Source organism: Microbacterium sp. ACRRU (genome assembly GCF_022346945.1).
GTDB classification, from domain to species: domain Bacteria; phylum Actinomycetota; class Actinomycetes; order Actinomycetales; family Microbacteriaceae; genus Microbacterium; species Microbacterium mcarthurae.
Map to the genome: position 1 here is coordinate 20,800 of NZ_JAKRNI010000003.1, position 25,374 is coordinate 46,173.

Here is a 25,374-nt window from a genome sequence, read left to right on the forward strand (position 1 = left end):
GGAGGGCGCGCCACATCACGGCGCTCTCCGCGGGAGGCTCGTTTCCGCGCCGGGCGCGCGACGACACCGGCGAACGTCAGTAGTGCGGAGGGACGTCGCGCAACAGCTGCGCGTCGTTGGGGCCGGAGGCCGAGGGCGTCGCGGGGCGCTCCCGCGTGCGGTCATCGGCCGGGGCCGGTTCGGCGCTCGTCCCCGGGGCCGGAAGCAACCGGGCCCGCCGCGATCCCCGCACCTTCACGATCGGCTGGCGATCGGTCCGGCCGTCCGACGCCGTCGCGGTGTCGGTGGATGCGTCGACGGGGTCGGAGGCATCCGGAGTCTCCCCCACGACGCTCACCCGGGCAGGTCGAGGGGCTCGGTCGTGTTCCCCGGCGTTGCGGGATCCTCCGGCGCGAGCCCGAGGAGTTCGGCGATACGGGATGCCACGCCGGCGGGGTCGCTGTACAGGTCGAACGCGTGGACGCGTACGTAGTGCCAGCCCAGCCTCCGCAGGATCTGCGGACGGAGCCGCAGCGTTTCGCGGAGGGACTCGCCGATGGTCTCGGGATCGCTCTCGGCGACGACCGCCTTCCCGCGGTACCGCGCCACGAGCGGAAGGAGTCCGCGGTAGTCGAGGTCGACTTCGACGCCGAGCCGGCGCAGCTCGCGCGCGAGCGCACGGGTCAGCGGATCGACCAGATCTTCCAGACGTGACTCGCGACCACGGCCGGCGAGGTTGCCGAGGATGCCCATGAGCGTCGCCGCGCCGTGTTCCAGACGGCCGTCGTCGAACGCCGACGGCCGGATCGACGACACGATGACCATGGACCGGCGGGCTCGCGTCATGCCGACCGTGAGCAGTCGTTCCCCGTCGGGGGTCGACAGGTCGCCGAAGTCGCTGAGCACCCGACCGTGGCGGGTGAGTCCGAAGCCGAGCGAGAACACGACCCGATCGCGGCTCTCGGCCACGGACTCCTCGAGCGTCAGAACCGCGAAAGGTTCCGCACCATCGCGCGAGATGAACGCGGCGACGTCGGACCGACCGGCCAGCGCCGCCTCCACGGCCGCGCGCACGCGCTCCGCGTGCTTGCGGCTGGCGGTGACGACCATGAGGGATTCGGATGCGCGGTTCACCGCGTGCTCGACGACGAGGGTCACGACGCGTGCCACCTCGGCATCCGGACTCTCGACCGCACCGCTCACGGGATCGGGCGCGCCGACGCCGTTCTCGACGTAGTCCACGCTCAAGCTGCCGCGTCCCAGGTACGAGCCCGCCCACGGCAGCGAGACGATCTCACCGCCGTAGAAGGCGTCGTTGACGAGCTCGGCCAGGTCTTCACCGCCCGCACGGTAGCTGCGAGTCAGGGTCTCGACGGGCAGCAGCTCCGCGAGGCGCTCGAAGACCGAGGTCTCGTCGAAGGGGATGTCGTCGGCCTCGTCGTCCGCGACCGGCGCGATCGACGCGCTGACCCGGAACCGCGTGGGCTTCTGCACCACCGGGTCACCGAACAGCACGACCTGACGTGCGCGGAGGAGAGCCGGAACCGCCTCGGCGAGGCACAGGGCCGCGGCATCCGCGATGATCACGGTGTCGAAGGCAAGGTCCGTGGGCACATCGGGCACTTCGTAGGGGGATGCCAGCCACACCGGGGCGAGCGTGCGCAGCAGGGTGGGCGCGGCGTCGGCGATCTCGTGAGCGCTGTGCAGACCGTCCTTCAGCGCGCCTCGGAGCGCGGATGCCTCGTCGGGATGATCGACGATGCCGATCCGCCACTGCTTCGCCAGCTCCGCGGCCAGCAGCGGACCCGCCGCGGCGGCGTGCGCCTCGTCGACGAGACGGAAGTCGCGCTCGAGCCGGTCGACCACGCTCGTGTTCGCACCCAGGAGGGCACGATCGGTGCGGAGCAGGTGTTCGAGAGCCGACTGCCACCACGCGAATTCGAGCTCGTCGCCGACCCGGTCTTCCGGAACGTGCCGCACCGACAGCTCGACGAGGAGCTGCTCGAGCCCCAGACGCGCCAACTCTCCGCGCAGCTGCGCCCGCTCGACGAGGTTGTCGAAGAACGTCGACTCGGCAGCCAGTCCCGCCAGCGTCCGCACCAGGACCTGCACGGGCAGGGTCGCGAGCCGTTCGGACCCCTGACGTCCCAGGATCTGATCGAGGTCGCCGAGCAGGGCGTCGGCGCGCTGCCACGCCACGTGCACGTCGGCGAGCCCCAGCGGCACCTCGGGCGTGACTCCGGCGTCGACCACCCGCTGCCACTCGGTGCGCTGCTGCTGGATGCGCACCAGCGCCTCGTACATGTCGGGAACGTGCACACCGGGGCGCACGTACTCCTTCGACAGGCGGCGCAGGCGTCGGCGGTTGGGGCCGCTCATCGCCGACGAGTCCCGGCGCGGCGAGTGCGCGTCGATCAGTTCACCCAACGGACGCTCGAACACCGTGGGGCTGAAGCGGTCGAGCGATTCGCGGATGCCGTGCAGGAGCTTGAGATACGCGCCGAGCTCGGACACCGTCTGGAACGGGCGCATGCGGGTCTGCGCGATGAGTTCGTAGCCGCGTTCGAGCAGGCGCGGGACGTCCTGCGCGTGCAGCTTGCCCGCGAGATCGTGGGCAGCGCGGGCGTCTTCGGTCCGGGTGAAGCTCACGCCGTACCACGGGGAGTCGTCGGGCCCGAAGCGGAACTCGCCGAGACGGGCCGCGGTCGCGAGGGCTCTCGCCGCCGCATCACGACGTCCGGCGAGACGTTCGAGCGTGTCGAGATCGAACCGCGCGGTGGTGGACGGCGCCGGAGACAGGGATGCCAGCGCGGTCAGCGCGCGCAAGACGTCGAGGGCCGAGACACCGAGAGCCAGATGCGGCTCGGTGACCGCGGAGCGGTAGTCGCGCAGGACCGCGCGCAACCGGACGAGAGCGTCGTCGATCTCGGCGACCTTGGGCTGCTCGGCCTTCTCGTTGCGGCCGATCGCGCGGATGAGATCACGCCGGACGTGGGTCGGCGACACCGCGAGTCCGGTCAGTCCCACACCGGCCAAGCGGTGACGGATGCCGTCGAGGGTCGAGCGCCGCGCGCTGACCACGAGCACGCGCTTGCCGGCGTGGACGCACTGGCCGATCGCGTTGATGACCGTCTGGGTTCCGCCGGTTCCCGGCAGGGTGTGGACCGCGAGCGAGTGTCCGGCGGAGATCCGCGCCAGCACCTGTTCCTGCTCGGCATCGGCGTCCAGGAGGAGCGTGTCGGCCGCGGGTGTGCGCTCGTCGGGACCGGCGACGACCGGATCGGCGGGCCGCACCGTGACACGCGCGCGGTCGTCGGGGTGTCCGGCGAGGGCGTTGAGCAGCGGGACGTCCAGGTGCTGCGTGTCGCGAGCCATCCCGGACCCGACATCTGCGAACGACGAGATGACCAGACGGGGGTGCACGACGAAGGTCGGGACGTGCGTGGTCAACCGGCGCAGGTGGTCGATGACCGGCTGCGGCTTGAACACGCCTTGGTCGTACGCGAGGCCGGCCAGAGCCGTGCTGTCGATCGGGATGCCGAGATGCGTGCGGAAAGCGCGGGCCAGCTCGGGGTTCATGACGAACGCGCCGTGCAGCTTCAGTTCGAAATCGCCGTTGTGACGCCGGATGGCCAGGGGCCGCAGCAGCACGGGCGCCGACCACTCCACTCCGCCGATCTTCCAGGCGGCCAGGCCCACGGCGAGGTGAACCGGCTCGAGTCCTCGCGCGGTCCGCAGCTCGACGTTCTTCGCCGTGATCCGTTCGGCCGCGAGCCGCGCGGTGCGCAATGCCACCTCGTCGCGGAACAGGTTCGACAGCAGCGTCGCCCGGCCCGTGATGAACTGCGGAAGCGAACCCGGGTGGGCCTTCGTGATGTCGATGCCCGCGTCTTGCGTGTCGTCGAATCGCAGGAGTGTCGACCGCCCGCCGAGCGCTGCGGCCTCGGCGCGGATACGGTCGCGTTCGGGGTCGGCGACGTGACGAACCACGATGCCGGGCTCCGACAGTCGCAGCTCGCCCGGATCGATCGACGTCGGAACGTCGCCTTCGGCGCCCGTCACGACGCCGTCCTCAGCTCGCCACACACCTGCCAGACTAAGCCGGGCACCGTCGGATGACGCGCAGCGGGCGCGAGTTTCGCGTGATTGCGCGACACGCCGGGCGCATCGGCGCCTTCTCCCCCGCGGCCGAGTGCGGCATGGCATCCACAGTTGGGGCACCGGGCCCTGCGACCGTCTCGCCGCGTGCGGAGGATGAAGAGATGAGCACAGTCACCAGCACCGTCTACGACGCCCCGTTCGCCCCGATCCTGCTGACGTTCGTCGACGACGCCCTCGTTCGTCTCGACGTGGCGCACGACGGCGTCGACGCGGCGCGCGAGGGCATCGCTCGCCGCCTGGGCGTGGTGCCCGACACCGATCCGGAACCCGCCCGAGAGACGGTGACCCAACTCGACGAATACTTCGCCGGGGGACGCCGCGCCTTCGAGATCCTCCTCGACTGGCGGCTCGTCGGCGGCTTCACGCGCACGGCGCTCGAGGCGACGCGACGGATTCCTTTCGGCGAGGTCGCCTCGTACGGGGAGGTGGCGATCATGGCCGGCTCCCCCGGTGCCGCACGGGCGGTGGGGACGGCGTGCGCGAACACGCCGTTCTCGATCGTGGTGCCGGTGCACCGCGTCGTGCGCGCCGACGGCTCGATCGGCGAGTACGGCGGGCACCCCGAGGTCAAGCACTTCCTGCTCGATCTGGAGAACAGCGTCGCCGGAGGCCTGCGCACGCCCGCGTGAATAGCCCCGCTCGCTGACGCGGCGTCGCCCGACCCGGGCAGGTGCCGGGCCGGGCGACGCACGGGGGTCAGTGGCTCGAAGCCTTCTCCGCACCGAAGCCGGTGAGCGAGCGCACATCCATCTCCGCGGCCTTGCGCGGGTCTTCCTTCCGGCTCGAGGTGATCGACCCCAGCCATCCGAGGAGGAATCCGAGCGGGATGGACACGATGCCGGGATTGTTCAGCGGCCAGATCGCCACGCCCGTGTTGGCGAACACGCTGGTGGGCGTCCCCCAGAACACCGGGGAGAGGAGGATCAGCACGAGCGCCGACCCCAGCCCGCCGTACATGCTCCACACCGCACCACGCGTGGTGAATCGGCGCCAGAAGAGCGAGTACAGGATGGTCGGCAGGTTCGCCGAGGCGGCTACGGCGAAGGCGAGCGCCACGAGGAACGCGACGTTCTGCCCCTGCACGCCGATGCCACCGACGATGGCGAGGATGCCGATGACGATCACCGTCCGCCGTGCGACCTTCACTTCACCGTCGGGCGGCACGTTCCCCTTCTTGACCACATTGGCGTAGATGTCGTGGGCGAACGACGCCGCGGCCGTGATGGTGAGGCCTGCCACGACCGCGAGGATCGTGGCGAACGCGACCGCGGAGATGAAGCCGAGGAGGATCGGCCCGCCGAGCGACAGCGCCAGGAGCGGCGCCGCCGCGTTCACACCGCCGGGAGCGGCCAGGATCGCCTCCGGCCCGACGAGAGCGCCGGCGCCGTACCCCAGAACCAGGGTCAGGAGATAGAAGAGGCCGATCAGCCAGATCGCCCAGACGACCGATCGCCGCGCCTCCTTGGCCGTCGGCACGGTGTAGAACCGCATCAGCACGTGCGGAAGACCGGCGGTTCCGAGCACGAGGGCCAGTGCAAGCGAGATGAAGTCCCACGGATTGGCGCCGTACTGCAGACCGGGTCCGAGGATCGCCTCGCCCTTCGGCGACGCCGCGACAGCACTCTCGAGCAGGGTGTTGAGGTTGAACCCGTTGATGGCGAGCACCCAGATCGTCATGACCACGGCGCCACCGATGAGCAGGAACGCCTTGACGATCTGCACCCACGTCGTGCCCTTCATGCCGCCGATCAGGACGTACACGATCATCAGGATGCCGACGACCGCCACGACGATCGACTGGCCCACACGCTCCGTGATTCCCAGCAGCAGCGACACGAGGCCACCGGCACCGGCCATCTGTGCGAGCAGATAGAAGAAGCACACCGCGAGCGTCGTGATCGCGGCCGCCATCCGCACCGGGCGTTCCTTCAGACGGAACGACAGCACGTCGGCCATCGTGAACTTCCCGGTGTTGCGCATGAGCTCTGCCACAAGGAGCAGGGCAACGAGCCACGCGACCAGGAACCCCACCGAGTACAGGAAGCCGTCGTAGCCGTTGATCGCGATGGCGCCGCAGATACCCAGGAACGATGCCGCCGAAAGGTAATCGCCCGCGATCGCGAAACCGTTCTGCGGTCCCGTGAAGGATCGTCCGGCTGCGTAGTAGTCCGCCGCGGTCTTGCTGTTGCGGCTGGCGCGGATGACGATGAACAGCGTCACCGCGACGAACGCGCCGAAGATGGAGATGTTCAGGATGGGGTTGTTCTCGACCGTCTGAACGGCCGCGTGCACGGTGCCGAAGACCTCGTTCATGCCTCACCCCGCTCCGCGCGCTCGAGTTCCTCGCGCAGCTGCTCCGCTCCCGGGTCGAGCCGGCGGTTCGCGTACGCGACGTACCCCATGGTGATGGCGAACGTGGTGACGAACTGTCCGAGTCCGAACACCAGTCCGACCGTGATGGCGCCGAACACCCGCTGCGCCATGAAGTCCGGCGCGAACGACGACAGCAATACATAGACGAAGTACCAGACCAGGAACGCCACGGCCATCGGGAAGACGAAGCTGCGCTGGCGCCGCTTCAGCTCCCGGAAGGGCGCGGACTCCTCGACCGCGATGTAGTCGACGCCGCTGGCGGCGCCGTCGATCCTTCTGTTCGTCATGTGGCCTCCTTGCCTCATGAGACCGGTGCCATGCGGCACCGGAAGGGGGAAATCACCGGGTGGGGACGACCCCCCGGTGGTAGGGTCGACGCTACGAAAGGCGGCGACGTAGCCGTCACCCCCGGAAGTAGGTAGTTCGTGGGAGCATCGGCCGCACTCCGTGACGACGCGACGCTTGTGTCGCACGCCGTCACCGAGCTCGCACGCCGCACGAACTTCCCCGTCGCCTTCGGCGGCCTCGAGCACAACGGCGCTGTCCACGTATCCACCGTCGTTGGTGCGCGCACCCGGAGTATCGAGGGGCTCGTCGTGCACGCTGAGCGCGGGCTGGGCGGACGTGCGCTCGTCGAACGACGGCCGCGCCTGGCGCTGGATTACCGCACGGCCCGCACCATCACCCACGACTACGACCGCGCCATCCTCGGCGAGGGCATCGCGACGCTCTTCGCCGTCCCCGTCCTCGTGCGCGGCGACGCCCGCGGTGTGCTCTACTGCGGGTCGTGGGCGCAGGCGCCCCTCGGCGAGCGGGAAGCACGCCCTGCGTTCGACATCGCCGGCGAGCTGGGGACGGAGTTGCGCGTGCGGGACGAGGTCGACCGCCGCCTCGCCTCCGTCACCGTTGGCGACGAGGGCATGAGCGCGGGCGCTCGGGAGGAGATCCGGCAGAGCTACGCGCAGCTGCGCAGCATCGCCGCGACGGTGGACGACGAGAGCGTGCGTCGGCGCCTGGAAGAGCTCGAGGGCCGCCTGGCCGCGCTGTCGGGGGATGCCCCGCCGACGTCCGAGGGTGCCGGCATCCATCTCTCCCGTCGAGAGCTCGATGTCCTCGCGTGCGCCGCGGTCGGCGCGACCAACGGGGAGATCGCGGCATCCCTCCACCTGCGTGAGACGACCGTCAAGTCCTACCTGGCGTCGGCGATGTCGAAGCTGGATGCCTCCACCCGCCACGCCGCGGTCGCACGGGCGCGGCGCGTCGGGCTGCTCCCCTGAGCCAGCGACGCGCGCGCTGAGCGGTCCGTGAGAATCCCCTGGAAAAGACGCTCTGAGGTTGTGACCGCTGTCGATTCTCGGAATCGTGGCTGGCCCCTGACGTCGACACAGAAGGAGAGCCCATGCTGACGCTCACCGAAGAGGCCACCACCGCCGTCAAGACCATCGCCGCCCAGCTGCCGGATGCCGCGCAGGGCGGTGTACGTATCGAGGGCGCCGGTTCGCCCGAATCGCAGTTCCGCTTGTCCGTCGTCGATGGCCCCGCGCCGGAAGACGCCGTCGTCGAGAACGCGGGAGCTCGCGTCTTCCTCGACGCCGATGCCGCCGAGGTCCTCGACGATCGTGTGCTGGACGCCCAGATGGACGGCCAGGGCGCGGTGCAGTTCGCCGTCACGGCCCAGGCCTGACGACTTTTCGACGATGCCCCGGCCGCGCGCCGGGGCATCGTCGTATCCGCGCCCTTCGGGGGGCGCTGCTCACACAGAACGGATCACGCGGGACCGCGTCGCAACCAGGCGATGACGAAGAGCACGAGCCCCCCGACGAGGCCGGCCAGCACCCAGAGGACGATGAGGTAGTCGATCCACGACCCGATGGGAGGAGAGCCGGGCAGGAAGTTGCGCAACGGGATGGTGGCGAAGAGCATCGCTCCGATCCACCCCATCACCGTCACCTCGACCTTGCGCCGCCCGCGCAGCACGACGATCGCGACCGTCAACACCAGGACGGGGATGATGACCATGAGCGAGAGCAGCACGATCCCGAACGCGATCGTCGAACCCGAACGCGTCACGGCGATGTCGACGGCGAGGACGCCATCTCCGAGCTGCGTCTCCGTCACCGCGATGTCCCAGCCGGGTATCCCCCGCTTGGACGTGTGCACCGTCGTGGGAAGCGGGACCGACTCCCCGTCGGCGTCCTCCTCGATCGCCATCATCACCGAGCGCACCGCATAACGGTCGAAGGGCCAGTTCTCGATCCGCCCTTCCATGACGAACGACGTCTGGATCGGCGCGATCAGGTCGTCGGCCGCGTACTCGGTCGCCGTCGACCCCGCGACCGCCGAGATGAGCACACCGAACGAACGCCACGCCACCAGCCCGTTCGTGACCGTCCCGTCCTCGCCCTGGGTGGGAACGACGGAGACAGTCAGTCGATTGGTCGTGGCATCCATCTTCTCGGGCGTCATCGACAGCGCGACGGTTTCACCCGACGTTTCGGCCTCGCCGGTCGTGACGACATCACCACTGCCCGCGTACAGCCCCACGACGGTGCCGTAGAGCGCCGCGAACACGACGACACAGACGACGATCCAGAGGATCGGGCGACGACGGGACGGCGCGAGACTGCTCACGGAGCCAGTGTGGCAGAGCCGCGATGCGGGAAAAGGGTGCCCCCGACAGGATTCGAACCTGCGACGCCCGCGTTAGGAGTGCGGCGCTCTATCCCCTGAGCTACGGAGGCGGGGCTCCTTCCAGCCTACTGCGGGCGAGCCGGGATGCCGGCGCGGAGGCGATCGGCGAGGGTGTCGTCCCACTCCCCCGGCTCGGAAAGTGCGGCCTCGCGCACATCCACGCCGTCGGCACCCACCGATGCCGCGCACACGAGCAACGACTCGAGCACGAGGCCGTCGTGCTCGTCGCGGCGCAGGACCGAGGTGGAGGGATCGGCCGTGGATGCCGCGACGACTTCGAGCCACGGCGCCCACCAGCCCGCGCCCGGCGCGACACCGACGCGGCGGAACTCCGCGAGCCAGCGCCCGATTCGGGGCGTCGCCGGGTCATCGGGGCCGTGGTGAGCGATCATGTGCGTTCCGGGTGCGAGGCGCGTACGGCGGACGGTGAGACCGTCCCACTCCACGACCGTGGCGCCAGCGGCATCCACTTCGACCAGATTGAATCCGCGGGTCGCCGGGGTCGGGGCGAGCGTGCCCGCGACGGACTGCAGGGGGATGCCACCGCGGCTGATGACCTCGTCGTCCGCGCGCTGCGACAGGTCCTCGCGGTTGAGCAGGACCGCGAGCCGTCGGGCGTCGGGGTCGACGGCCAACCACGCGCCGCCGGCACGGTCGTCCCGCACGCCCCGCACGCCCGGCCGCTCGGGCCACCACTGGCCGATGCCCCGCCAGGGCCGATGCCGGTCCTCGTCGCGGACGGCCAGGATGCGAACGGGCTCGCCACTCTCGCGCGGGACATCGACGACGACGGTGCACATTCCTCTCACGGTACCGGCGCGTGGGACGGGTCGGGTGGCCGCGCAGGCCCGCTGTCCAGCGGATGCCCCGGCCGCACGGGATCAGGCCGATGACTCGTCGGTGCCGCCGCCTCCCTCGATATCGGTGCGCTCGGCGGGCCGGCACCTGGGAGACTGGGGCCATGTTCGTCGTCGTGGGAGTGACCGGAGGCATCGCCGCCTACAAGACCGTGACCCTGGTCCGGCTGCTGGTGAAGGCGGGGCACGACGTCCACGTCGTCCCCACCGACGACGCGCTGCGTTTCGTCGGGCTGCCCACGTGGGAGGCTCTCAGCCGCAACCCCGTCACGACATCGGTCCACGAGGACGTCGCACGCGTGCGGCACGTCGCGCTCGGCCAGTCCGCCGACCTCGTCATCGTCGCCCCCGCCACGGCGAACACGCTGGCGTCGATGGCCGCGGGACTGGCATCCGACCTGCTGGGCACCACGCTGCTCGCGACGACCGCCCCGGTGGTGGTCGCCCCCGCCATGCACACCGAGATGTGGCGCCACCCGGCGACGGTGCACAACATCGAGGTGCTGCAAGCCCGGGGAGTGCACGTCGTGGGCCCGGCCGACGGCGCGTTGACCGGCGGCGACAGCGGTCCCGGTCGCATGTCCGAACCGGAGGAGATCGCGACGGCGGCGCTCGCGCTGGTCGAGCGTCCGAGAGACCTCGAGGGGCTCGCCGTGGTCGTGAGCGCCGGGGGCACCCGAGAACCCATCGACCCCGTGCGATTCCTGGGCAACCGCTCGAGTGGACGGCAGGGCGTCGCCATCGCGCGCGCCGCCGCCGATCGCGGCGCGACGGTCACCCTCGTTGCGGCGCACCTCGACGCCAACGTGCACCCCGACCCGCGCGTCGAGGTCATCTCGGTGGGAACCGCGGACGAGCTCGGACGGGCGATGGATGCCATCGCCCCCGAGGCCGACGTGATCATCATGGCCGCAGCGGTGGCGGACTACTCCGTTGCCGCGGTGTCGGAGCAGAAGCTGCGGAAGCAGGATGCCCCCGAGAGACTCACGCTGAATCTCGTCGAGAACCGCGACATCGTCGCGGGGCTCGTCGCTGCGCGGCGCGCCGGGCAGACCGTCGTCGCGTTCGCCGCCGAGACCGTCGAGGGCGAGGACGAGCTGATCGAACGCGCCCGCACCAAGATCGCCCGGAAGGGTGTCGACCTCCTCGCCGCGAACGCCGTGGGCTGGACGCGCGGTTTCGAGACGGCCGACAACGCCCTCACGATCGTCGGGCGGGACGGTGACGTCGTGGCCTCGGCATCCGGGTCCAAGGACGACACCGCCCACGCGCTCCTCGACGCGATCCTGGCGATCCGCTCGCGTTGAGGGTCAGTACCCGTAGTACTGCAGCTCTTCGATCAGCGGAAGCAGTGCGTTCAGGAGCAGCGCCACCCACACCGCGACGGCGATGATCGTGACGAGGGTCAGGGCGATCCACCCCCACACCGGAGCCATCCCCTTGCCGGTCTGACGCCGCAGGATGACCGCGCGACCGATGATGTACACGCCGCCGCTCGAAATGGCGAGGACGAAGAAGCTCCACGCCCAGTGGAACGGCCTGTCGATGCCGCGGGCGCGCAGCTGCCTCCAGTCCAGGAAGGAGAACAGGACCGTGAGCGCGGCGATGACGAAGCTGAAAGCGGAGGCGCCGGCCGTGACCGCCAGCGACGCCGCCGCAGCGTACGGCGCCTGCTCGGGATACAGCGAGGCGTAGATTGACTCCTGGATGTAGGTCGTCCAGTCGAAGAGGAACAGCGTCACCAGAGAGACGAGCGGCAGGGCGACGACGAGCCAGATCCAGACGGTGTTGGTGGGGATGTCGCGGCGCGCGGGGGCCGAGGCCGACGGCGCGGCGGGCGCGGTCGGATACGCCGGCGCGCTCGGTGCGGGGCGAGCAGGGGCGGCGGCGTGGTCCGGGGCGCTCTGGCCACTCGCGTACGCCGGGGCGTCCGCGCGCGGGACGGGCGGCGCGGATGCGGCGGGAGACGCCGGGACGTCTGTGTTCGGGGTCGGCGGGACGGGCGGGGCCGCGGGAGTCTCCGGGCGGCTCGAGAACTGTTCAGCCGAGGAGCCGCCGGCGGCCGGTCGCACCTCGTCCGTCCACGCGGTGCCGTTCCAGCGACGCAGTCCGCCGCCCCCGGCGGGATCGGGATACCAGCCGTCGGGCGGAGTGGGCGTGTCGGTCATGTCGTTCCCCCTGTGGTGCTTCGGTGCTCCGTGCACGTTTCCCCGAGTCTAGTGAGGGGCTCCGACGTCACCGGAAGTCCCGGGAGGCGTGCGAAACACCCACCCGAAGATCGGTGAACCCGTCGGCGACGACGTTCGTGACCCCCTCGACCGACCGTTCGAGCATTCCTCGGACGATGAGCGCGGGCGACTCCCGCACGATACGTCGATACCGGTTCCACACCCCCACGGAGCACACGATGTTCATGAGACCGTGCTCGTCCTCGAGGTTGAGGAACGTGATCCCGGATGCCGTCGCGGGACGCTGACGGTGAGTGACCAGCCCCGCCACCTCGACGCGACGGTCGACCTCGGCCGTGCGCAGTTCCCTCGATGTCAGTACACCGCGAGCATCCAGCGCGGACCGGAAATGGGTGAGCGGGTGATCGTCGGTCGAGAGTCCCGTCGCCCACAGGTCGGCGGCGAGCACCTCGTAGCTGGATGGATCGGTGAACAGCGGGGGCTGCACGAAAGCCACGGAGTCGGGGAGGAACTCCGGTCGGTCCAAAGCCGCCGAGCCCGACAGCCAGATCGCTTCGCGTCGCGAGTGGCCCAGGCACTCGAATGCTCCAGCCGTGGCCAGCGCTTCGAGCTGAGCGGTGACCAGTCCGGTGCGCCGCACGAGATCGCGCAGGTCGCGATAGGCACCGCCGCGCTCGCGTTCGGCGACGATGCGTTCGGCGACCTTCGTGCCGATGCCGGTGACACCGGCGAGCCCCAGGCGAACCGCGAACGCGCCGTCACGTCGGTGGGCCTCGGTGTCGTCGGGGGCGAACCGGTCGAAATCGCCGGTCGGGGGCTGATGGGCGAGCGAGCAGGTGTCGAGCCCCGTCGGAGCACGGCGAGAAGTCGTGGCATCCGTCTCGCTCGTCTCGTCGTCGACGGGCTCGAGACCCGCCTCGACATCCGAACGGTGCAGATCGGGCCGTCGCACCCGCACGCCGTGCCGACGCGCATCGGCGGTCAGCGTCGCGGGCGAGTAGAAGCCCATCGGCTGTGCGCGCAGGAGCCCCGCGAGGAACGCCGCCGGATAGTGCAGCTTGATCCACGAACTGGCGTAGACCAGGAGCGCGAACGACAGCGAATGCGATTCGGCGAACCCGAAGTTCGCGAACGCCTGGATCTTGGCGTACAGCTCGTCGGCCACGGATCCGACGAGGCCGTTCTCGGCCATGCCGGCATAGAGCTTCTCGCGGAGGGAATCGATGCGCTCGAGCCCTCGCTTGGAGCCCATCGCGCGCCGGAGCAGATCGGCGTCCTCCGCGGTGCAGTTGCCCACCGCGACCGCCATCTGCATCAGCTGCTCCTGGAACACCGGCACACCCATCGTGCGCTCGAGCACCGGTCGGAGCTTCTCATGCACGTAGGTGATCGGCTCCTGCCCGAGCTTGCGCCGCACGAAGGGGTGCACGGCGCCGCCCTGGATGGGCCCCGGACGGATGAGCGCGATCTGCACCACCAGGTCGTAGAAGCGGCGGGGCTGCAGACGCGGCAGCAGCCCCATCTGGGCACGCGACTCGACCTGGAACACCCCGATCGAGTCGGCACGGCACAGCATGTCGTAGACCGCCTTCTCTTCTTTCGGAAGCGTCGCCAGCTCCCACTCCTCGCCCGTGGCATCCCGGATCAGGTCGAAGCAGTACTGCAGGGCCGCGAGCATGCCGAGCCCGAGCAGATCGAACTTCACCAGGCCCATCCAGGCGGCGTCGTCTTTGTCCCACTGGATGACCGTGCGGTTGTCCATGCGCGCGTGCTCGATCGGCACCACCTCGCCGACGGGCCGATCGGTGAGCACCATCCCGCCGGAATGGATGCCGAGATGCCGGGGGGCCTTGAGGAGTTCGGATGCGAACTCGATGACCTCGTCCGGGATGTCGTGGTCGGCACCGGTTTCGAGGGTCGCTCCCCATCGTTCGACCTGTTTCGACCAGGCATCCTGCTGGCCGGGCGAGTGTCCGAGGGCACGGGCCATGTCGCGTACGGCGTTCTTGGGCCGGTACTGGATGACGTTCGCCACCTGCGCGGCGCGATCACGGCCGTAGGTCTCGTAGACCCACTGGATGATCTCTTCGCGGCGATCGGAATCGAAGTCGACGTCGATGTCGGGCTCTTCGTCGCGCAGGCTCGACAGGAACCGTTCGAAGGGCAGCCGATAGAAGATCGAATCGACCGCGGTGATGTCGAGCAGGTAGCACACGGCGCTGTTGGCGGCCGATCCTCGCCCCTGGCACAGGATGCCGCGGCGCCGAGCCTCGGCCACGATGCCGTACACGATGAGGAAGTAGCCTGGGAAATCCTTCATCTCGATGACCGCGAGTTCACGCTCGATGCGGTCGCGGTCGTCGGCGGACAGGTTCGGGTACTTGCGGGGCACCGCCTCCCACACCAGGTGCCGGAGCCAGGACATGGGGGTGTGGCCCTCGGGAACGGTCTGCTTCGGGAGCGCGGGCTTGGCCCGTCGGAGGGGGAAGGCCAGTTCGTCCGCGAGGGCGACCGTGCGCTCGACCGCCCCCGGATAGCGGGCGAACCGCGCTGCCATCTCGGCGCCGGAACGCAAGTGGGCACCGGCATGCGAGGGAAGCCAGCCGTCGAGTTCATCCAGACTGCGGTTGGCGCGCACGGCGGCGACCGCGGCGGCCAAGAGCTCCTTCTTCGGCGCGGCGTAGTGGACGTTGTTGGTCGCGAGCAGAGGGAGTCCGCGCTCTGCAGCGAGAGTCGCGAGCAGATCGTTGTGGGCGGAGTCGAGCGGACTGCCCTGGTCGATGAGCTCGACGTACACGGCGTCGGGCCCGAACAACCTCACCAGGTCGTCGAGGGCGCGAGCCGCCCCCGCGGGCCCTTCGGATGCCAGAGCCTGACGGACCGTCCCCTTGCGGCATCCGGTGAGCACCGCCCAGTGGGGGTCGGCGGGCCCTCCGGCGCGTTCGGCCAGGTCGGCGAGGTCGTAGACCGGTCGCCCCTTCTCACCACCGGAGAGCTGGGCGTGGGTGATCGCGGCGGCGAGTCGGTGGTATCCCTCTTCTTTGCGGGCGAGGACGAGCAGGTGCGACCCCGCGGGGTCGGCCTCGCCGTTCTGCGGGCCGGGGAGCCCGAGCGACAGCTCGGCACCGAACACGGTGTGCACGGCACGGGCTTCCGCGGCTTCGGCGAAGCGCACGATGCCGTAGAAGCCGTCATGGTCGGTGAGGGCGAGGGCGTGGAGGCCCAGCCTCTCGGCCTCTTCCACGAGCTCTTCGGGCGAGGAGGCCCCGTCGAGGAAGGAGTACGACGAATGCGCGTGCAGCTCGGCGTAGGGCACGACGTCGGCGGGGCGTTCGATCGAGGGAGGGACGTAGGGTCCGCGCTTGTGCGACCATGCCGGGCTGTCGCCCCCGTCAGCGTGGGGCGGTGCCGTCGTCGGACGGCGCGCGTCGCTCAGGGCGCGTTCCAGCTCGGACCACTTCACCGGGGGGTTGTGCCAGCCCATCAGCGCGTCCTCACTCTGACGAGGGCTGTGGCGATGATCCGCTCAGTCATAGCGTCCCTCCGCGCGCCATTCCCCTTCTTCGACCACGAGCAACCACGCACCTCCGTCGGCGTCGACCACCTGGAAGCGGTGGGCACGACGCCGCCGCAGAGGATCCCACCCGCGCTCACTGATCGGCCAAGGCCCCGCCCACTCACGGATTCGCACGCGTCGATCGCCGGCCTCGAGGATCGCGGGCGGAGCACTCATCGCGTCGCGCTCCCCCACCGTCACCGGCGCTCCGGCGATATCGGTGACCTCGACCCGACGCGGCTCGGGATACACCGTCGCGGGGAGGGGGTCGGGGAGACTCCCCGGCCAGGGGCGCGAGCGCTCCTTCGCCGTCACGGCACGGTCTCCCCAGGGCACCAGCACCTGCCGCTCGGCCAGCCACCGCCCGCCGCCGATGACAGGCGTGACGACGGCGCGGTGTCCGAGCATCGCCTGCACGCGAGAGAGCGCGTGATGCACCCTCTCATCGGACCCTGCACCGAAGAGCCCTTTGGCGTGATGGGCGGCGTCGTCGACGGCCTCGGGCTCGATGGACACTCCGGCCACTCCGCTGCCGAAGATGCCGCGGCCGTCTTCGGCGAGCTGCCACCGCACGCGGTCTACCACCGCTCCGGCGTCGAACGACCCGGGGTGCAGCCACACCCGTTCGCTGCGCTCCCCTCGCTCCCCCCAGAGCACCACGCGCAGCTCGGTGCACACCAGGTTCAGCGCCCCCAGGCGCGCGATGAACTCTTCCGCGGCCACTCGCATACCGAACGCGATCTGATCGGCGAGCTCCAGCGGCGGCTCGAATGCGACCTCGCGGCGGAGTTCGGGCGGTGGTGTGCGCGGCTGTACCGGTTGGGAGTCGCGGCCGGAGGCGAGGGCGTGCAATCGCGCCCCCCGTTCAGCGAACCGTTCACGGACACGTTCGACCGGCATCGCGGCGAACTCTCCCAGGGTGTGCACCCCGAGGCGCGCCAGGAGACTCGCCAGATCGACGTCATCGAGCGCGGTGACCGGGAGCGGGGCGAGGAAGGCCGGGGCCTGTCCACCGGCCACGACGCGCACCGGATCGTCGGGGCGGGTGACGCGGGCGGCGTGCTCGGCGGTGAAGACGCCATCGGCGACGCTCGCGCGAATGTCGTCGAACCCCTCGGCCGCGAGCAGCCGCACCAGCATGCGCGCCGCCTCTTCTTCTCCGCCGTAGTACCGCGCCGGGCCGCGCGCACGGAGAGCGCAGAGTCCCGGTCGCACGATCTGCACGCCGGGGGCGTGCTCCTCGACCAGAGCCACCACGGGAGCGAAGACGCGCGCGTCACGGACGGAGTCGGCCGCGACGACGACCAGCGAGGGGCAGAGCGCTTGGGCGTCGCGACGCCGCTGCCCCCGCCGCACCCCGTGAGCGCGCGCGGCGGCGGAGCATGCCACGACCGTGTTGTTCTCGAACACCGCGAGGGGGGCATCCGCTCGTGGGGGCCGCGCAGCCTCGCGACGGTACGCCAGGACCGGCCAGTCCGGAAACCACAGCACCAGGCTGCGCGTGGGTTCGCGCATCATCCTGCCGCCCGCTGTCGATACTCCGCACTTTCCCGCGGGACGAGCCTCTCGGTCGGCGCGCCCAGCAGCTCGATCGACCCGTCGGCGGCCGGAAGCAGCATACGAGCGCGCCGCGCCGTCGGCGTGCGTTTGCTTCGGACCGATACCGTCAGCTCACGCCCGGCGAGATAGCCGTGCCCCTGCCCCAGGCCCGTCCAATGCGGGTCGGCGACATCGATCACGGCCTCGGCCTGAGGCCATGGCCCCTGCACGAGCAGCACAGTGCCACGATCGCGCAGTCGTGCGGCGAGTCGCGTGGCCTCGGCACCGCCGCGCGCGCTGTTCGCCCCTGCCGGGGGACGCACGGCCACGACCGGCAGGACCTCGGCGATCGTGGCCGTCACCGCCAGCCATCGGGGCCCGGGGTCGGGGATGAAGACCAGCCGATCGAGGTCGAGGCCGTACTTCTCGGCGGCTTCGGCTCCCAGCTCAGGCATGCCGACGACCCCGCACCACGCCCCGTCTTGCGACGGTCGGGCCATGAGCGCCAGCAACAGCGACATCGAGCGGGCGATCGCATACGCCGAACCGGAGCGAAGACCTCCCCCGGGGAGCAGAGAGGTGAAGGCGGGGTGCGTCGGCAGCACGGGAGCATCCATGCGGCGCCCCTGCATCCGCTCGAGCCGATCGCGGAGCGCGTGGATGTCAGGTACGGCTTGCGCCTGGTCTCGCACGATCGCCCTCACTCCCACAGGTTAGAACATGTGTTCTACACTCTCAATCCCTGTGGTTCGAAGATACGATCACCCTCCGACATCGCCGAGACGGTTCGGGTTACCCGATCATTCCCCCATCGCGCAGGACTCCCCACGCCCCTTCACCGAATACCTCACGCCGCGAGCGCCAGATACGGCTCCCAGCGCGGATCGGACTTATCGACGCCGCGCACCGTCCACGACGATCCCCGCGGCGGACCGGGAATCACCCTCAGCTCCCACATCATCTCCTGGGGCGTGCGATCCCCCTTGACGTTGTTGCAGCGGAGGCAGCAGGCCACGAGGTTCTCCCACGTGTCCTTGCCCCCGCGCGAGCGCGGCAGCACATGGTCGATCGTCGAAGCCGCCTTGCCGCAGTACGCGCAGCGGTGCGCGTCACGACGCAGCACGCCACGACGCGTCACCGGTACGCGGCGGGCACCGGGAACGCGCACGTAGCGCGTGAGGATGATCACCGCGGGGCGGTCGTACGTCCCCGCCGCTGCCCAGACGGGATCACCGTCGACACGTTCGACGACGGTGGCCTTCTCGTTCATCACGAGCACGAGGGCCCGCTTGAACGACACGACGGCGAGCGGCTCGTAGCCCGCGTTCAGCACCAGTGTGCGCATTCCGTTTCCTCTCGAATGGCCGAGACGGCTTCTCGGATGTTCGACTCGTGACGGCGGGAGCGGCGTAGGGGCATGAAAAAAGGCGCTGCCTATACAGACAGCGCCCTCGAAGTCGCGGTGAGGCCGCGGCATCCGCTCACACGATGCCGAAGGACGAGCAGCCCGAGCGCATCCATGGTGCGGATGCGAGGCATGGTGTCCATCGACTTTCCCTCCGGTTCTCCCGACGTCGGGAACAGGCTAACCCACCGCGACACGCCCGAGGTCCGCCGCCCAGGGAAACGACAGACGGCGTGTCGGAGAACGATCGTCTCCGGCACGCCGTCCGCAAAAAAGATGCTCAGCCCGCGTTCTGCTGCAGCCAGGCGTAGGGATCGACCACAGATCCGTTGATGTGCACCTCGAAGTGCAGGTGATTGGCCGTCGAACTCCCCGTCGAGCCCACGATACCGATGAGCTGGCCGGCGGCGACGGTCTGGCCCGCCTGGACCTGACGGCTGCCGTACGTCATGTGCCCGTAGGTCGTGGAGACGCGCTGACCGTTGATGACGTGCTCGATCACGACACCCACGCCGTATCCGCCGAAGCTCTCGGACGAAACCTTCACGACACCGCCCGCGGCCGCGAAGATGGGCTGCCCACCGGGTGCGAGCAGGTCGACTCCCTGGTGATAGCCGGAGTCCCACAATCCGCGACCGAGCGTGTAGCTGCTGAGCGGCCACCGCACTTCGCCCGAACCGGGAGCGGTCATGTTCAGATCGACCGAGGAGACCGCGACGTTCGCGCGGGCGGCGAGCTCACGCGCACGTTCGGCAGCGGCCGCCGCGGCGGCCTCCTGCTCCTTCTTCTTCTGGATCTCTTCGGCGGTGGTGGCCGAGTAGCTGCTGCGGTCGAGGGTCTCGGCCGTGGCATCCGAGGCGACGACGAGCGACTGGTTGTCGGGAGCCGACATCTCCTGCAGGGTCATGGTCTCGGCCGCGGGCATCGTCGCGGCGTACGCCGGGATCGCCACGGTCGCGACGAGTCCGGCGACCATCGACAGGATGACGGCGCTGCGCAGCGGCTTCGCGCCACGGCGGAAGGATGACGTCGAGCGCGGGGCGGGAGCGGGGCGTGCCACCGTCGACGAAGCCACGACGGGCGTCTGACGAGGCCGCCGTGCGGGTCGGGTGACCGCGGCGCGCGCGCTCTTTCGAGTCTGACCCGTCGCGGGGACCTCGGGCAGGCCTGCGGCGGGATCGTTGTGTTCAGCCAAATTTCCTCCGGCGCCTCTGCGTCGTCGACGCTGGCTCGTCAGCACTCGATGGGGCACGATGTGCGGGCTTCACCCTCTGCGGACGACGAGCCGATGAGGCAAACCGCGAGGGGTCCGACGGCGGGCTTCTCGCCTGTGGACCCTCAGAGGCTACCCGAAGATAACGAAACTGTCACGCTCAGCGCCGAGACGAAGAGCCGATGTCCGGGATACGACGGGGCGCACACGCGAACACCGCCGCCGTGCGCACTCAGGCTTCGTCGACCAGGAAGATGTGCGAGGCGACCTCGACGGGCAGCTCGAGCCCCTCGTCGATGCCGTCCATCTCGACGAGCACGTAGCCCTCGTTGAAGCGGTACTGGCCACGGGCGCCGGGCAGGACACCGGCTGCCTTCAGCTGCTGCAGGAGCTCGGGGTCGACCTGCGCCGGCTCGGCAAGACGACGGACGGTGCCGGAGATCGGGCCACCGGCATCCGTCAGCTTGCGCACGAGCCCGACCACGCCCTCTTCGAAAGTGGCGCTCGCCACATCGCCGAGCTGGTCGAGACCGGGGATGGGGTTGCCGTAGGGCGACTCGGTCGGATGCCCGAGCAGCTCGACCAGACGACGCTCGACCTGCTCGCTCATGACGTGCTCCCAGCGACAGGCCTCGTCGTGGACGTAGGCCCAGTCGAGACCGATCACGTCGCTGAGCAGCCGCTCGGCGAGACGATGCTTGCGCATGACGTCGACCGCCTTCTGCCGGCCATCGTCGGTGAGCTCAAGGCGACGGTCTTCGGAGACGACGACGAGGCCGTCACGCTCCATGCGACCCACCGTCTGCGAAACGGTCGGGCCCGAGTGGCCCAGGCGCTCCGAGATGCGAGCCCGAAGGGGAACGATGTTCTCTTCCTCGAGTTCGAGGATCGTGCGCAAGTACATCTCTGTGGTGTCGATGAGATCGGTCATTCAGCAGTCCTCGGGCGTCTCGGCGGTGTTCCCAGCCTACCGACCCCCTCCGACACACGGACGGGACGTGCTCGACCCCCGCCCTAGAATCGACGCATGCCGCACGTGGACCTGCCCACCGACCTCCTGCCCGCCGACGGCCGCTTCGGGTGCGGCCCTTCGAAGGTGCGCGGCGCGCAGCTCGAGGCGCTCGTGACGCGCGGCGCGACGATCCTCGGCACCTCACACCGCCAGGCGCCGGTGAAGAACCTGGTTGCCAGCACTCGTGAGCGCCTCGCCGAGCTCTTCCGCCTGCCCGCGGGGTACGAGATCATCCTGGGCAACGGCGGATCGACCGCCTTCTGGGATGCCGCGGCCTTCGGACTCATCGAGAACCGAAGCCAGAACCTCGTCTCGGGGGAGTTCGGTGGCAAGTTCGCTGCCGCCGCGGCAGCGCCGTGGCTGCAGGCGCCGGACGTTCGGCGCGCCGAGCCGGGCACGCGTGCGTCTTTCGAGGCCGTCGAGGGCGTCGATGTCTACGCCTGGCCCCACAATGAGACGTCCACCGGTGTCGCCGCGCCCGTGACCCGGGTGAAGGCGGATGCCGGAGCCCTCACGGTCATCGACGCGACCAGCGCCGCCGGCGGCATCGACTTCGACGTGGCCGAGGCCGACGTCTATTACTTCGCACCGCAGAAGAACCTGGGTTCGGACGGCGGGCTCTGGTACGCCGCCGTCTCCCCCGCCGCAATCGAGCGAATCGAGCGGATCGCGGCCTCCGGACGGTACATCCCGGAGTTCCTCAGCCTGAAGAACGCGGTCGAGAATTCGCGGCTGCAGCAGACCCTGAACACCCCGGCCCTGTCGACCCTGCTGCTCCTCGACGAGCAGCTGGGCTGGATCCTCGACAACGGCGGGCTCTCGTGGGCCGGCGCCCGGACGGCCGAGTCGTCGTCGGCGCTGTACGACTGGGCGGAGTCGAGCGAGGTTGCGACACCGTTCGTGGCCGATCCGCTGGACCGCTCCCCCGTGGTCGTCACGATCGACTTCGACGACACGATCGACGCGGCCGCCATCGCCAAGAGCCTCCGCGCGAACGGCATCGTCGACACCGAGCCGTACCGCAAGCTCGGGCGTAACCAGCTGCGCATCGCGACGTTCGTCTCGATCGAGCCCGACGACGTGCGCCGGCTCATCGCGGCGATCGACTACACGATCGAGCGCCTGCCGCGCACCTGACACGTCCCCACACGAAAGCCGCCTCGCACAGCGGGGCGGCTTTCGTCATCGGGGCGTTGAGTGAGGCGCGAGGCCGCCGATGGACGGCTGCGCGGCGTCAGTAACTCCGCTCGCGCTCGTCGTCCTCGTCGTCGTCGGAGTCATCGTTGTCGTCGTCGGAGTCATCGTCGTCGTCGTCGGAGTCATCGTCGTCTGAGTCGTCGTCGTCCGAGTCGTCGTCGTCCGAGTCGTCGTCGCCGGAGTCCTCGTCGCTGTAGGAGCCGTCGACGGAGTCCTCGTCATCGTCGTCGGAATCTTCGTCCAACTCGTCGATGTCGACGCCGTCGAGGTCTCCGGCGTGCAGCCGCGCCTTCGGCTCGTCGTCATCGTCCTCGTCATCGTCGTCATCGGCATCCTCGTCGGACTCATCGTCGCCGTCGAGGTCGTCGTCGATGTCCTCATCGGACTCGTCCTCCGCGGCGGCCAACTGTGCCGCCTGGTACTCCGCAAGTCGCTTCGCCCACGGAACCCAGTCCGGTGCGAGAAGCGCACCGTCACCGGGCAAGAGCTCCGCCTCCAGAACGGTCGGCTCGGCGTCCTCGACCACGGCGACGCTCACCGTCCAGTGCCACCCCGGATAGCCGGGCAGCCGCGTGTGGAATCGGAGCGAGACGACGCCGTCATCCTCGACGATGTGACCGGCCGCCGGGCCGACGGTGTCGGCCGGGGTGATTTCGGAAAGCGCCGCGAGAGCCAGATCGTGGGCGTGGAGCAGTCGCTCGTCGGCGACGGGCTCAGGCTTCGAAGTCATCGGCGACCTTACGCAGGACCGCAGCGATCTTCTTGGCGTGCGCACCACTCGGGTACCGGCCGCGACGGAGGTCTCCGCCGATGCCGTCGAGGAGCTTGACGAGGTCCTCGACGATGATGGCCATGTCATCGGCGGGCTTGCGCGCCCGCTTCGCCAGGCTCACGGGGGCGTCGAGCACTCGCACCGAGAGAGCCTGCAGCCCGCGCTTGCCGTCGGCCACACCGAACTCGAGACGTGTGCCCGCCTTGGGCGCGGCGGTCCCGGCGGGCAGGGCCGTGGCGTGCAGGAACACGTCCTGGCCGTCATCGGTGGTGATGAAGCCGAAGCCCTTCTCGTCGTCGTAGAACCTGACCTTGCCGGTGGGCATGGACACCTCGCTGAGTGTGTGCGCGATCGCGCGGCGGAACACGGGTCCGAACGGATCCCGGCCTCCCAGCCTACGGCACGCCCGCCAGGCAGTAGGCTGACGACGATGAGCACGCGCACCCCTGACGGCGACGTCCCGATCCGTCGTATCGACCGGATCCTGGCCTTCATGTCGCTGGGGCTCGGAGTCGTGTCGATCGTCTGCTTCTTCGTCGTGATCCTTGCCCGCCCCGCGGGTGTGACGAACTTCTCCGAGGGCATCTGGCCGACCATGGTCGTGCTCCCTTTGATCGCCCTGCCGGTCGCCTTCCTCCTGATGATGGCCGTGCTCATCATGAGCTTCGTGCGAAGGGCACGAGCCAACAGGGGTCGCTGACATGGCCGAGACCTCCGACCAACGCGCACTGGCGGTCTCGCTGAGCGCTCTCGGTGACGAGGTCCTCGCCCGACTTCTGGCAGATCGCCACGTCTCGGTATCCGCGACCTGGCGCGACATGTTCGATGCGGCGGATGCGCTCCTGGACCCCGCGTCGATCGTGCGGGCACTCCCCTTGCTGAATCGCGCGGAGGCGCAGGCACTCGTCGCCGCGGTCTTCGACGGTGTTCCGGCCGAAGACGGCATCCGGGACGCTCTCCGTCGACGCGCACTCGTCGACGACGACGGCCACCCCTACGCCAATGTCTCCGCAGCCGTCCGCGACGCAGCTCCCGACGGCCTCCCGGACGTGCCGATGGCCCCGCCGAGCGGGGGCGCCGACACCGCATCCACTGCGGAAGCGGCCTTCACCACCGCCGCCGCGCTGGCGGACGTGCTCATGCTCACCCTCGAGGCGCCGCTCGGACGCATCGGATCGGGCTCGCTCGGCGCCGGGGAACGACGTCGCCTCGTCGAGGCGGGGGCGGCTGCCTCGGCGGAGGAAGCGGACCTGCTCGTCGGGATGGCAGCCCGGACGGGGCTCCTCGGCTCGACCGGCCGGGCATGGCTCGTGACCGCCGCCGGGCGCTCCTGGCTGCGACTGCCGACGCTGGAACGGTGGGCGTCGATGGCGCGCGCCCTGAGCGAGGCCCTCCCCCGCGCGTACCGCGCGCCCCACGGTGGATGGCTGCCGCCGTCCGCGTGGGCGGGCGCGACACCCTTCGATCCCGCCGGGCCGGAGCGCGCGGCGCGGTGGACCCACCGTTTGCGCGCGTGGGGTCTGCTCGACGCAGACGGGGCCGTCCCACCGTGGGGCCGTGGCCTCGCAGAAGGAGCGGATGCCGACATCGATGAGCTGCGCGACCTCCTGCCGCCCGAGGTCGACCGGGTGTACCTGCAGAACGATCTCACCGCGATCGCGCCGGGGCCGCTGGCTCCTCACCTCGACGTGCGCCTGCGCAGCATGGCGGCGCGCGAGTCTCGCGCGCAGGCGTCCAGTTATCGCTTCAGCGCGGCCACGATCGGCGCGGCCATCACGGGAGGCGAAACCGCCGACAGCCTGCGGGACTTCCTCACCGGCATCTCCCTCACGGGCCTGCCGCAGCCGCTCGCGTACGTCATCGAGCGCACCTCCGCCGAACATGGTCGGGTGCGGGTCACGGCCGACGCGGCATCCGGCTTGACCACCGTGCGAACCGACGATGAGACGCTCCTGCGTGCCATGGAGGTCGACACCGCGCTGCGCTCGGTCGCGCTCACCCGTTCCGACGACGAACTCCTCACGCACGTCTCGGTCGATGTCGTGTTCTGGGCGTTGAGTGACGCACGGTACCCGGCCGTAGCGGTCGACCCGGACGGACGCCCGCGTACGGTCGAACGCGCGCGTTTGGCACCGGCGGCCACGCCCGAAGAACCGCTCGAGGTGTACGGCCCCCTGATCGATCGTCTGCGTTCGGGCGGGGAGGACTCGGATGCCGCCTGGCTCGAGCGCGAGCTCGATCAGGCGGTGCGCGCCCGCGCCGTGGTCGATGTCACCGTGCGCCTGCCCGACGGGTCCGCCCGTGTGTTCCGGCTCGAGGCGACGGGACTCGGCGGTGGACGTCTCCGCGGTCGCGACCGCGCCGCCGACGTGGAACGCACGCTGCCGCTGTCGCACATCGATTCGGTGAGCCCCGTCGCGTGAGCCGCCG

Annotated in this window: 22 protein-coding genes and 1 tRNA gene; 7 read left to right on the forward strand and 16 right to left on the reverse strand. The window is 70.1% G+C overall.

Annotated features, from left to right (window positions below; genetic code table 11):
* Positions 1–76: 76 nt before the first annotated feature.
* Together MHY30_RS02945 and MHY30_RS02950 are read right to left on the reverse strand one after the other, a co-directional pair.
* The gene (locus MHY30_RS02945) at positions 77–337 is read right to left on the reverse strand and encodes a hypothetical protein (protein ID WP_239275013.1); all 261 of its coding nucleotides are present in this window, start codon (positions 335–337) and stop codon (positions 77–79) included.
* Positions 334–4,041: an AAA family ATPase gene (locus tag MHY30_RS02950; protein ID WP_239275014.1), complete on the reverse strand. Its 3,708-nt coding sequence runs from the start codon at positions 4,039–4,041 to the stop codon at positions 334–336. The genes MHY30_RS02945 and MHY30_RS02950 overlap by 4 nt, the downstream gene beginning before the upstream one ends.
* A 200-nt stretch (positions 4,042–4,241) precedes the next feature.
* On the opposite strand from MHY30_RS02950, the gene MHY30_RS02955 reads away from it, so the two are divergent.
* Positions 4,242–4,769 carry a methylated-DNA--[protein]-cysteine S-methyltransferase gene (locus MHY30_RS02955; RefSeq protein WP_239275015.1) on the forward strand — a complete coding sequence of 176 codons (528 nt, stop codon included), beginning with the start codon at positions 4,242–4,244 and terminating at the stop codon, positions 4,767–4,769.
* A 67-nt stretch (positions 4,770–4,836) separates the two neighbouring features.
* Here MHY30_RS02955 and MHY30_RS02960 read toward each other — a convergent pair whose 3' ends face one another.
* Positions 4,837–6,453, reverse strand: coding sequence for a cation acetate symporter (locus MHY30_RS02960; RefSeq protein WP_239275016.1), 1,617 nt, complete (start codon positions 6,451–6,453; stop codon positions 4,837–4,839).
* Positions 6,450–6,800, reverse strand: coding sequence for a DUF485 domain-containing protein (locus tag MHY30_RS02965; protein WP_239275017.1), 351 nt, complete (start codon positions 6,798–6,800; stop codon positions 6,450–6,452). Before MHY30_RS02965 ends, MHY30_RS02960 begins: the two co-directional genes overlap by 4 nt.
* Before the next feature lie 138 nt (positions 6,801–6,938).
* On the opposite strand from MHY30_RS02965, the gene MHY30_RS02970 reads away from it, so the two are divergent.
* Together MHY30_RS02970 and MHY30_RS02975 are read left to right on the forward strand one after the other, a co-directional pair.
* Positions 6,939–7,790 carry a LuxR family transcriptional regulator gene (locus MHY30_RS02970; protein WP_239275018.1) on the forward strand — a complete coding sequence of 284 codons (852 nt, stop codon included), beginning with the start codon at positions 6,939–6,941 and terminating at the stop codon, positions 7,788–7,790.
* 122 nt (positions 7,791–7,912) lie between these two features.
* Positions 7,913–8,197, forward strand: coding sequence for a Fe-S cluster assembly protein HesB (locus tag MHY30_RS02975; protein WP_239275019.1), 285 nt, complete (start codon positions 7,913–7,915; stop codon positions 8,195–8,197).
* Between the two features lie 83 nt (positions 8,198–8,280).
* Here MHY30_RS02975 and MHY30_RS02980 read toward each other — a convergent pair whose 3' ends face one another.
* The 3 genes from MHY30_RS02980 to MHY30_RS02990 form a co-directional block, all read right to left on the reverse strand.
* Positions 8,281–9,144, reverse strand: a complete 864-nt coding sequence (locus MHY30_RS02980) for a DUF4436 family protein (RefSeq protein ID WP_239275020.1) — start codon at positions 9,142–9,144, stop codon at positions 8,281–8,283.
* Positions 9,145–9,181: 37 nt separating this feature from the next.
* Positions 9,182–9,254, reverse strand: a tRNA-Arg gene (locus tag MHY30_RS02985).
* A gap of 15 nt (positions 9,255–9,269) precedes the next feature.
* Positions 9,270–10,004: an NRDE family protein gene (locus tag MHY30_RS02990; protein WP_239275021.1), complete on the reverse strand. Its 735-nt coding sequence runs from the start codon at positions 10,002–10,004 to the stop codon at positions 9,270–9,272.
* Between the two features lie 161 nt (positions 10,005–10,165).
* Between MHY30_RS02990 and coaBC the strand changes: the two genes are divergently transcribed.
* Complete coding sequence (gene coaBC, locus MHY30_RS02995; protein ID WP_239275022.1) at positions 10,166–11,368, forward strand: bifunctional phosphopantothenoylcysteine decarboxylase/phosphopantothenate--cysteine ligase CoaBC; 1,203 nt, start codon at positions 10,166–10,168, stop codon at positions 11,366–11,368.
* 3 nt (positions 11,369–11,371) lie between these two features.
* On the opposite strand, the gene MHY30_RS03000 is transcribed toward coaBC, so the two are convergent.
* From MHY30_RS03000 to MHY30_RS03030, 7 genes are all read right to left on the reverse strand, one after another.
* Complete coding sequence (locus MHY30_RS03000; RefSeq protein WP_239275023.1) at positions 11,372–12,229, reverse strand: DUF2510 domain-containing protein; 858 nt, start codon at positions 12,227–12,229, stop codon at positions 11,372–11,374.
* Between the two features lie 67 nt (positions 12,230–12,296).
* A complete protein-coding gene (locus tag MHY30_RS03005) occupies positions 12,297–15,734 on the reverse strand; it encodes an error-prone DNA polymerase (protein ID WP_239275024.1) in 3,438 nt (1,145 codons plus the stop codon).
* A 42-nt stretch (positions 15,735–15,776) separates the two neighbouring features.
* On the reverse strand, positions 15,777–17,321 hold the full coding sequence (locus MHY30_RS03010) for a DNA polymerase Y family protein (RefSeq protein WP_239275025.1): 1,545 nt from the start codon (positions 17,319–17,321) through the stop codon (positions 15,777–15,779).
* On the reverse strand, positions 17,321–18,049 hold the full coding sequence (locus MHY30_RS03015) for a hypothetical protein (RefSeq protein ID WP_239275026.1): 729 nt from the start codon (positions 18,047–18,049) through the stop codon (positions 17,321–17,323). Before MHY30_RS03015 ends, MHY30_RS03010 begins: the two co-directional genes overlap by 1 nt.
* Before the next feature lie 143 nt (positions 18,050–18,192).
* Positions 18,193–18,690 carry an HNH endonuclease gene (locus MHY30_RS03020; RefSeq protein ID WP_239275027.1) on the reverse strand — a complete coding sequence of 166 codons (498 nt, stop codon included), beginning with the start codon at positions 18,688–18,690 and terminating at the stop codon, positions 18,193–18,195.
* Positions 18,691–19,030: 340 nt separating this feature from the next.
* The gene (locus tag MHY30_RS03025; RefSeq protein ID WP_239275028.1) at positions 19,031–19,825 is read right to left on the reverse strand and encodes a M23 family metallopeptidase; all 795 of its coding nucleotides are present in this window, start codon (positions 19,823–19,825) and stop codon (positions 19,031–19,033) included.
* A 370-nt stretch (positions 19,826–20,195) separates the two neighbouring features.
* The gene (locus tag MHY30_RS03030; protein ID WP_239275029.1) at positions 20,196–20,894 is read right to left on the reverse strand and encodes a metal-dependent transcriptional regulator; all 699 of its coding nucleotides are present in this window, start codon (positions 20,892–20,894) and stop codon (positions 20,196–20,198) included.
* Between the two features lie 96 nt (positions 20,895–20,990).
* Between MHY30_RS03030 and serC the strand changes: the two genes are divergently transcribed.
* The gene (gene serC / locus MHY30_RS03035; RefSeq protein ID WP_239275030.1) at positions 20,991–22,112 is read left to right on the forward strand and encodes a phosphoserine transaminase; all 1,122 of its coding nucleotides are present in this window, start codon (positions 20,991–20,993) and stop codon (positions 22,110–22,112) included.
* Between the two features lie 97 nt (positions 22,113–22,209).
* Here the strand turns inward: serC and MHY30_RS03040 are convergent, their stop codons facing one another.
* The gene (locus MHY30_RS03040) at positions 22,210–22,902 is read right to left on the reverse strand and encodes a DUF3027 domain-containing protein (RefSeq protein WP_239275031.1); all 693 of its coding nucleotides are present in this window, start codon (positions 22,900–22,902) and stop codon (positions 22,210–22,212) included.
* Positions 22,886–23,269, reverse strand: a complete 384-nt coding sequence (locus tag MHY30_RS03045; RefSeq protein ID WP_239275174.1) for a cold-shock protein — start codon at positions 23,267–23,269, stop codon at positions 22,886–22,888. Before MHY30_RS03045 ends, MHY30_RS03040 begins: the two co-directional genes overlap by 17 nt.
* 105 nt (positions 23,270–23,374) lie before the next feature.
* On the opposite strand from MHY30_RS03045, the gene MHY30_RS03050 reads away from it, so the two are divergent.
* Together MHY30_RS03050 and MHY30_RS03055 are read left to right on the forward strand one after the other, a co-directional pair.
* A complete protein-coding gene (locus MHY30_RS03050; RefSeq protein ID WP_239275032.1) occupies positions 23,375–23,644 on the forward strand; it encodes a multidrug ABC transporter ATPase in 270 nt (89 codons plus the stop codon).
* Position 23,645: 1 nt separating this feature from the next.
* Positions 23,646–25,367 carry a helicase-associated domain-containing protein gene (locus MHY30_RS03055; protein WP_239275033.1) on the forward strand — a complete coding sequence of 574 codons (1,722 nt, stop codon included), beginning with the start codon at positions 23,646–23,648 and terminating at the stop codon, positions 25,365–25,367.
* Positions 25,368–25,374 lie beyond the last annotated feature (7 nt).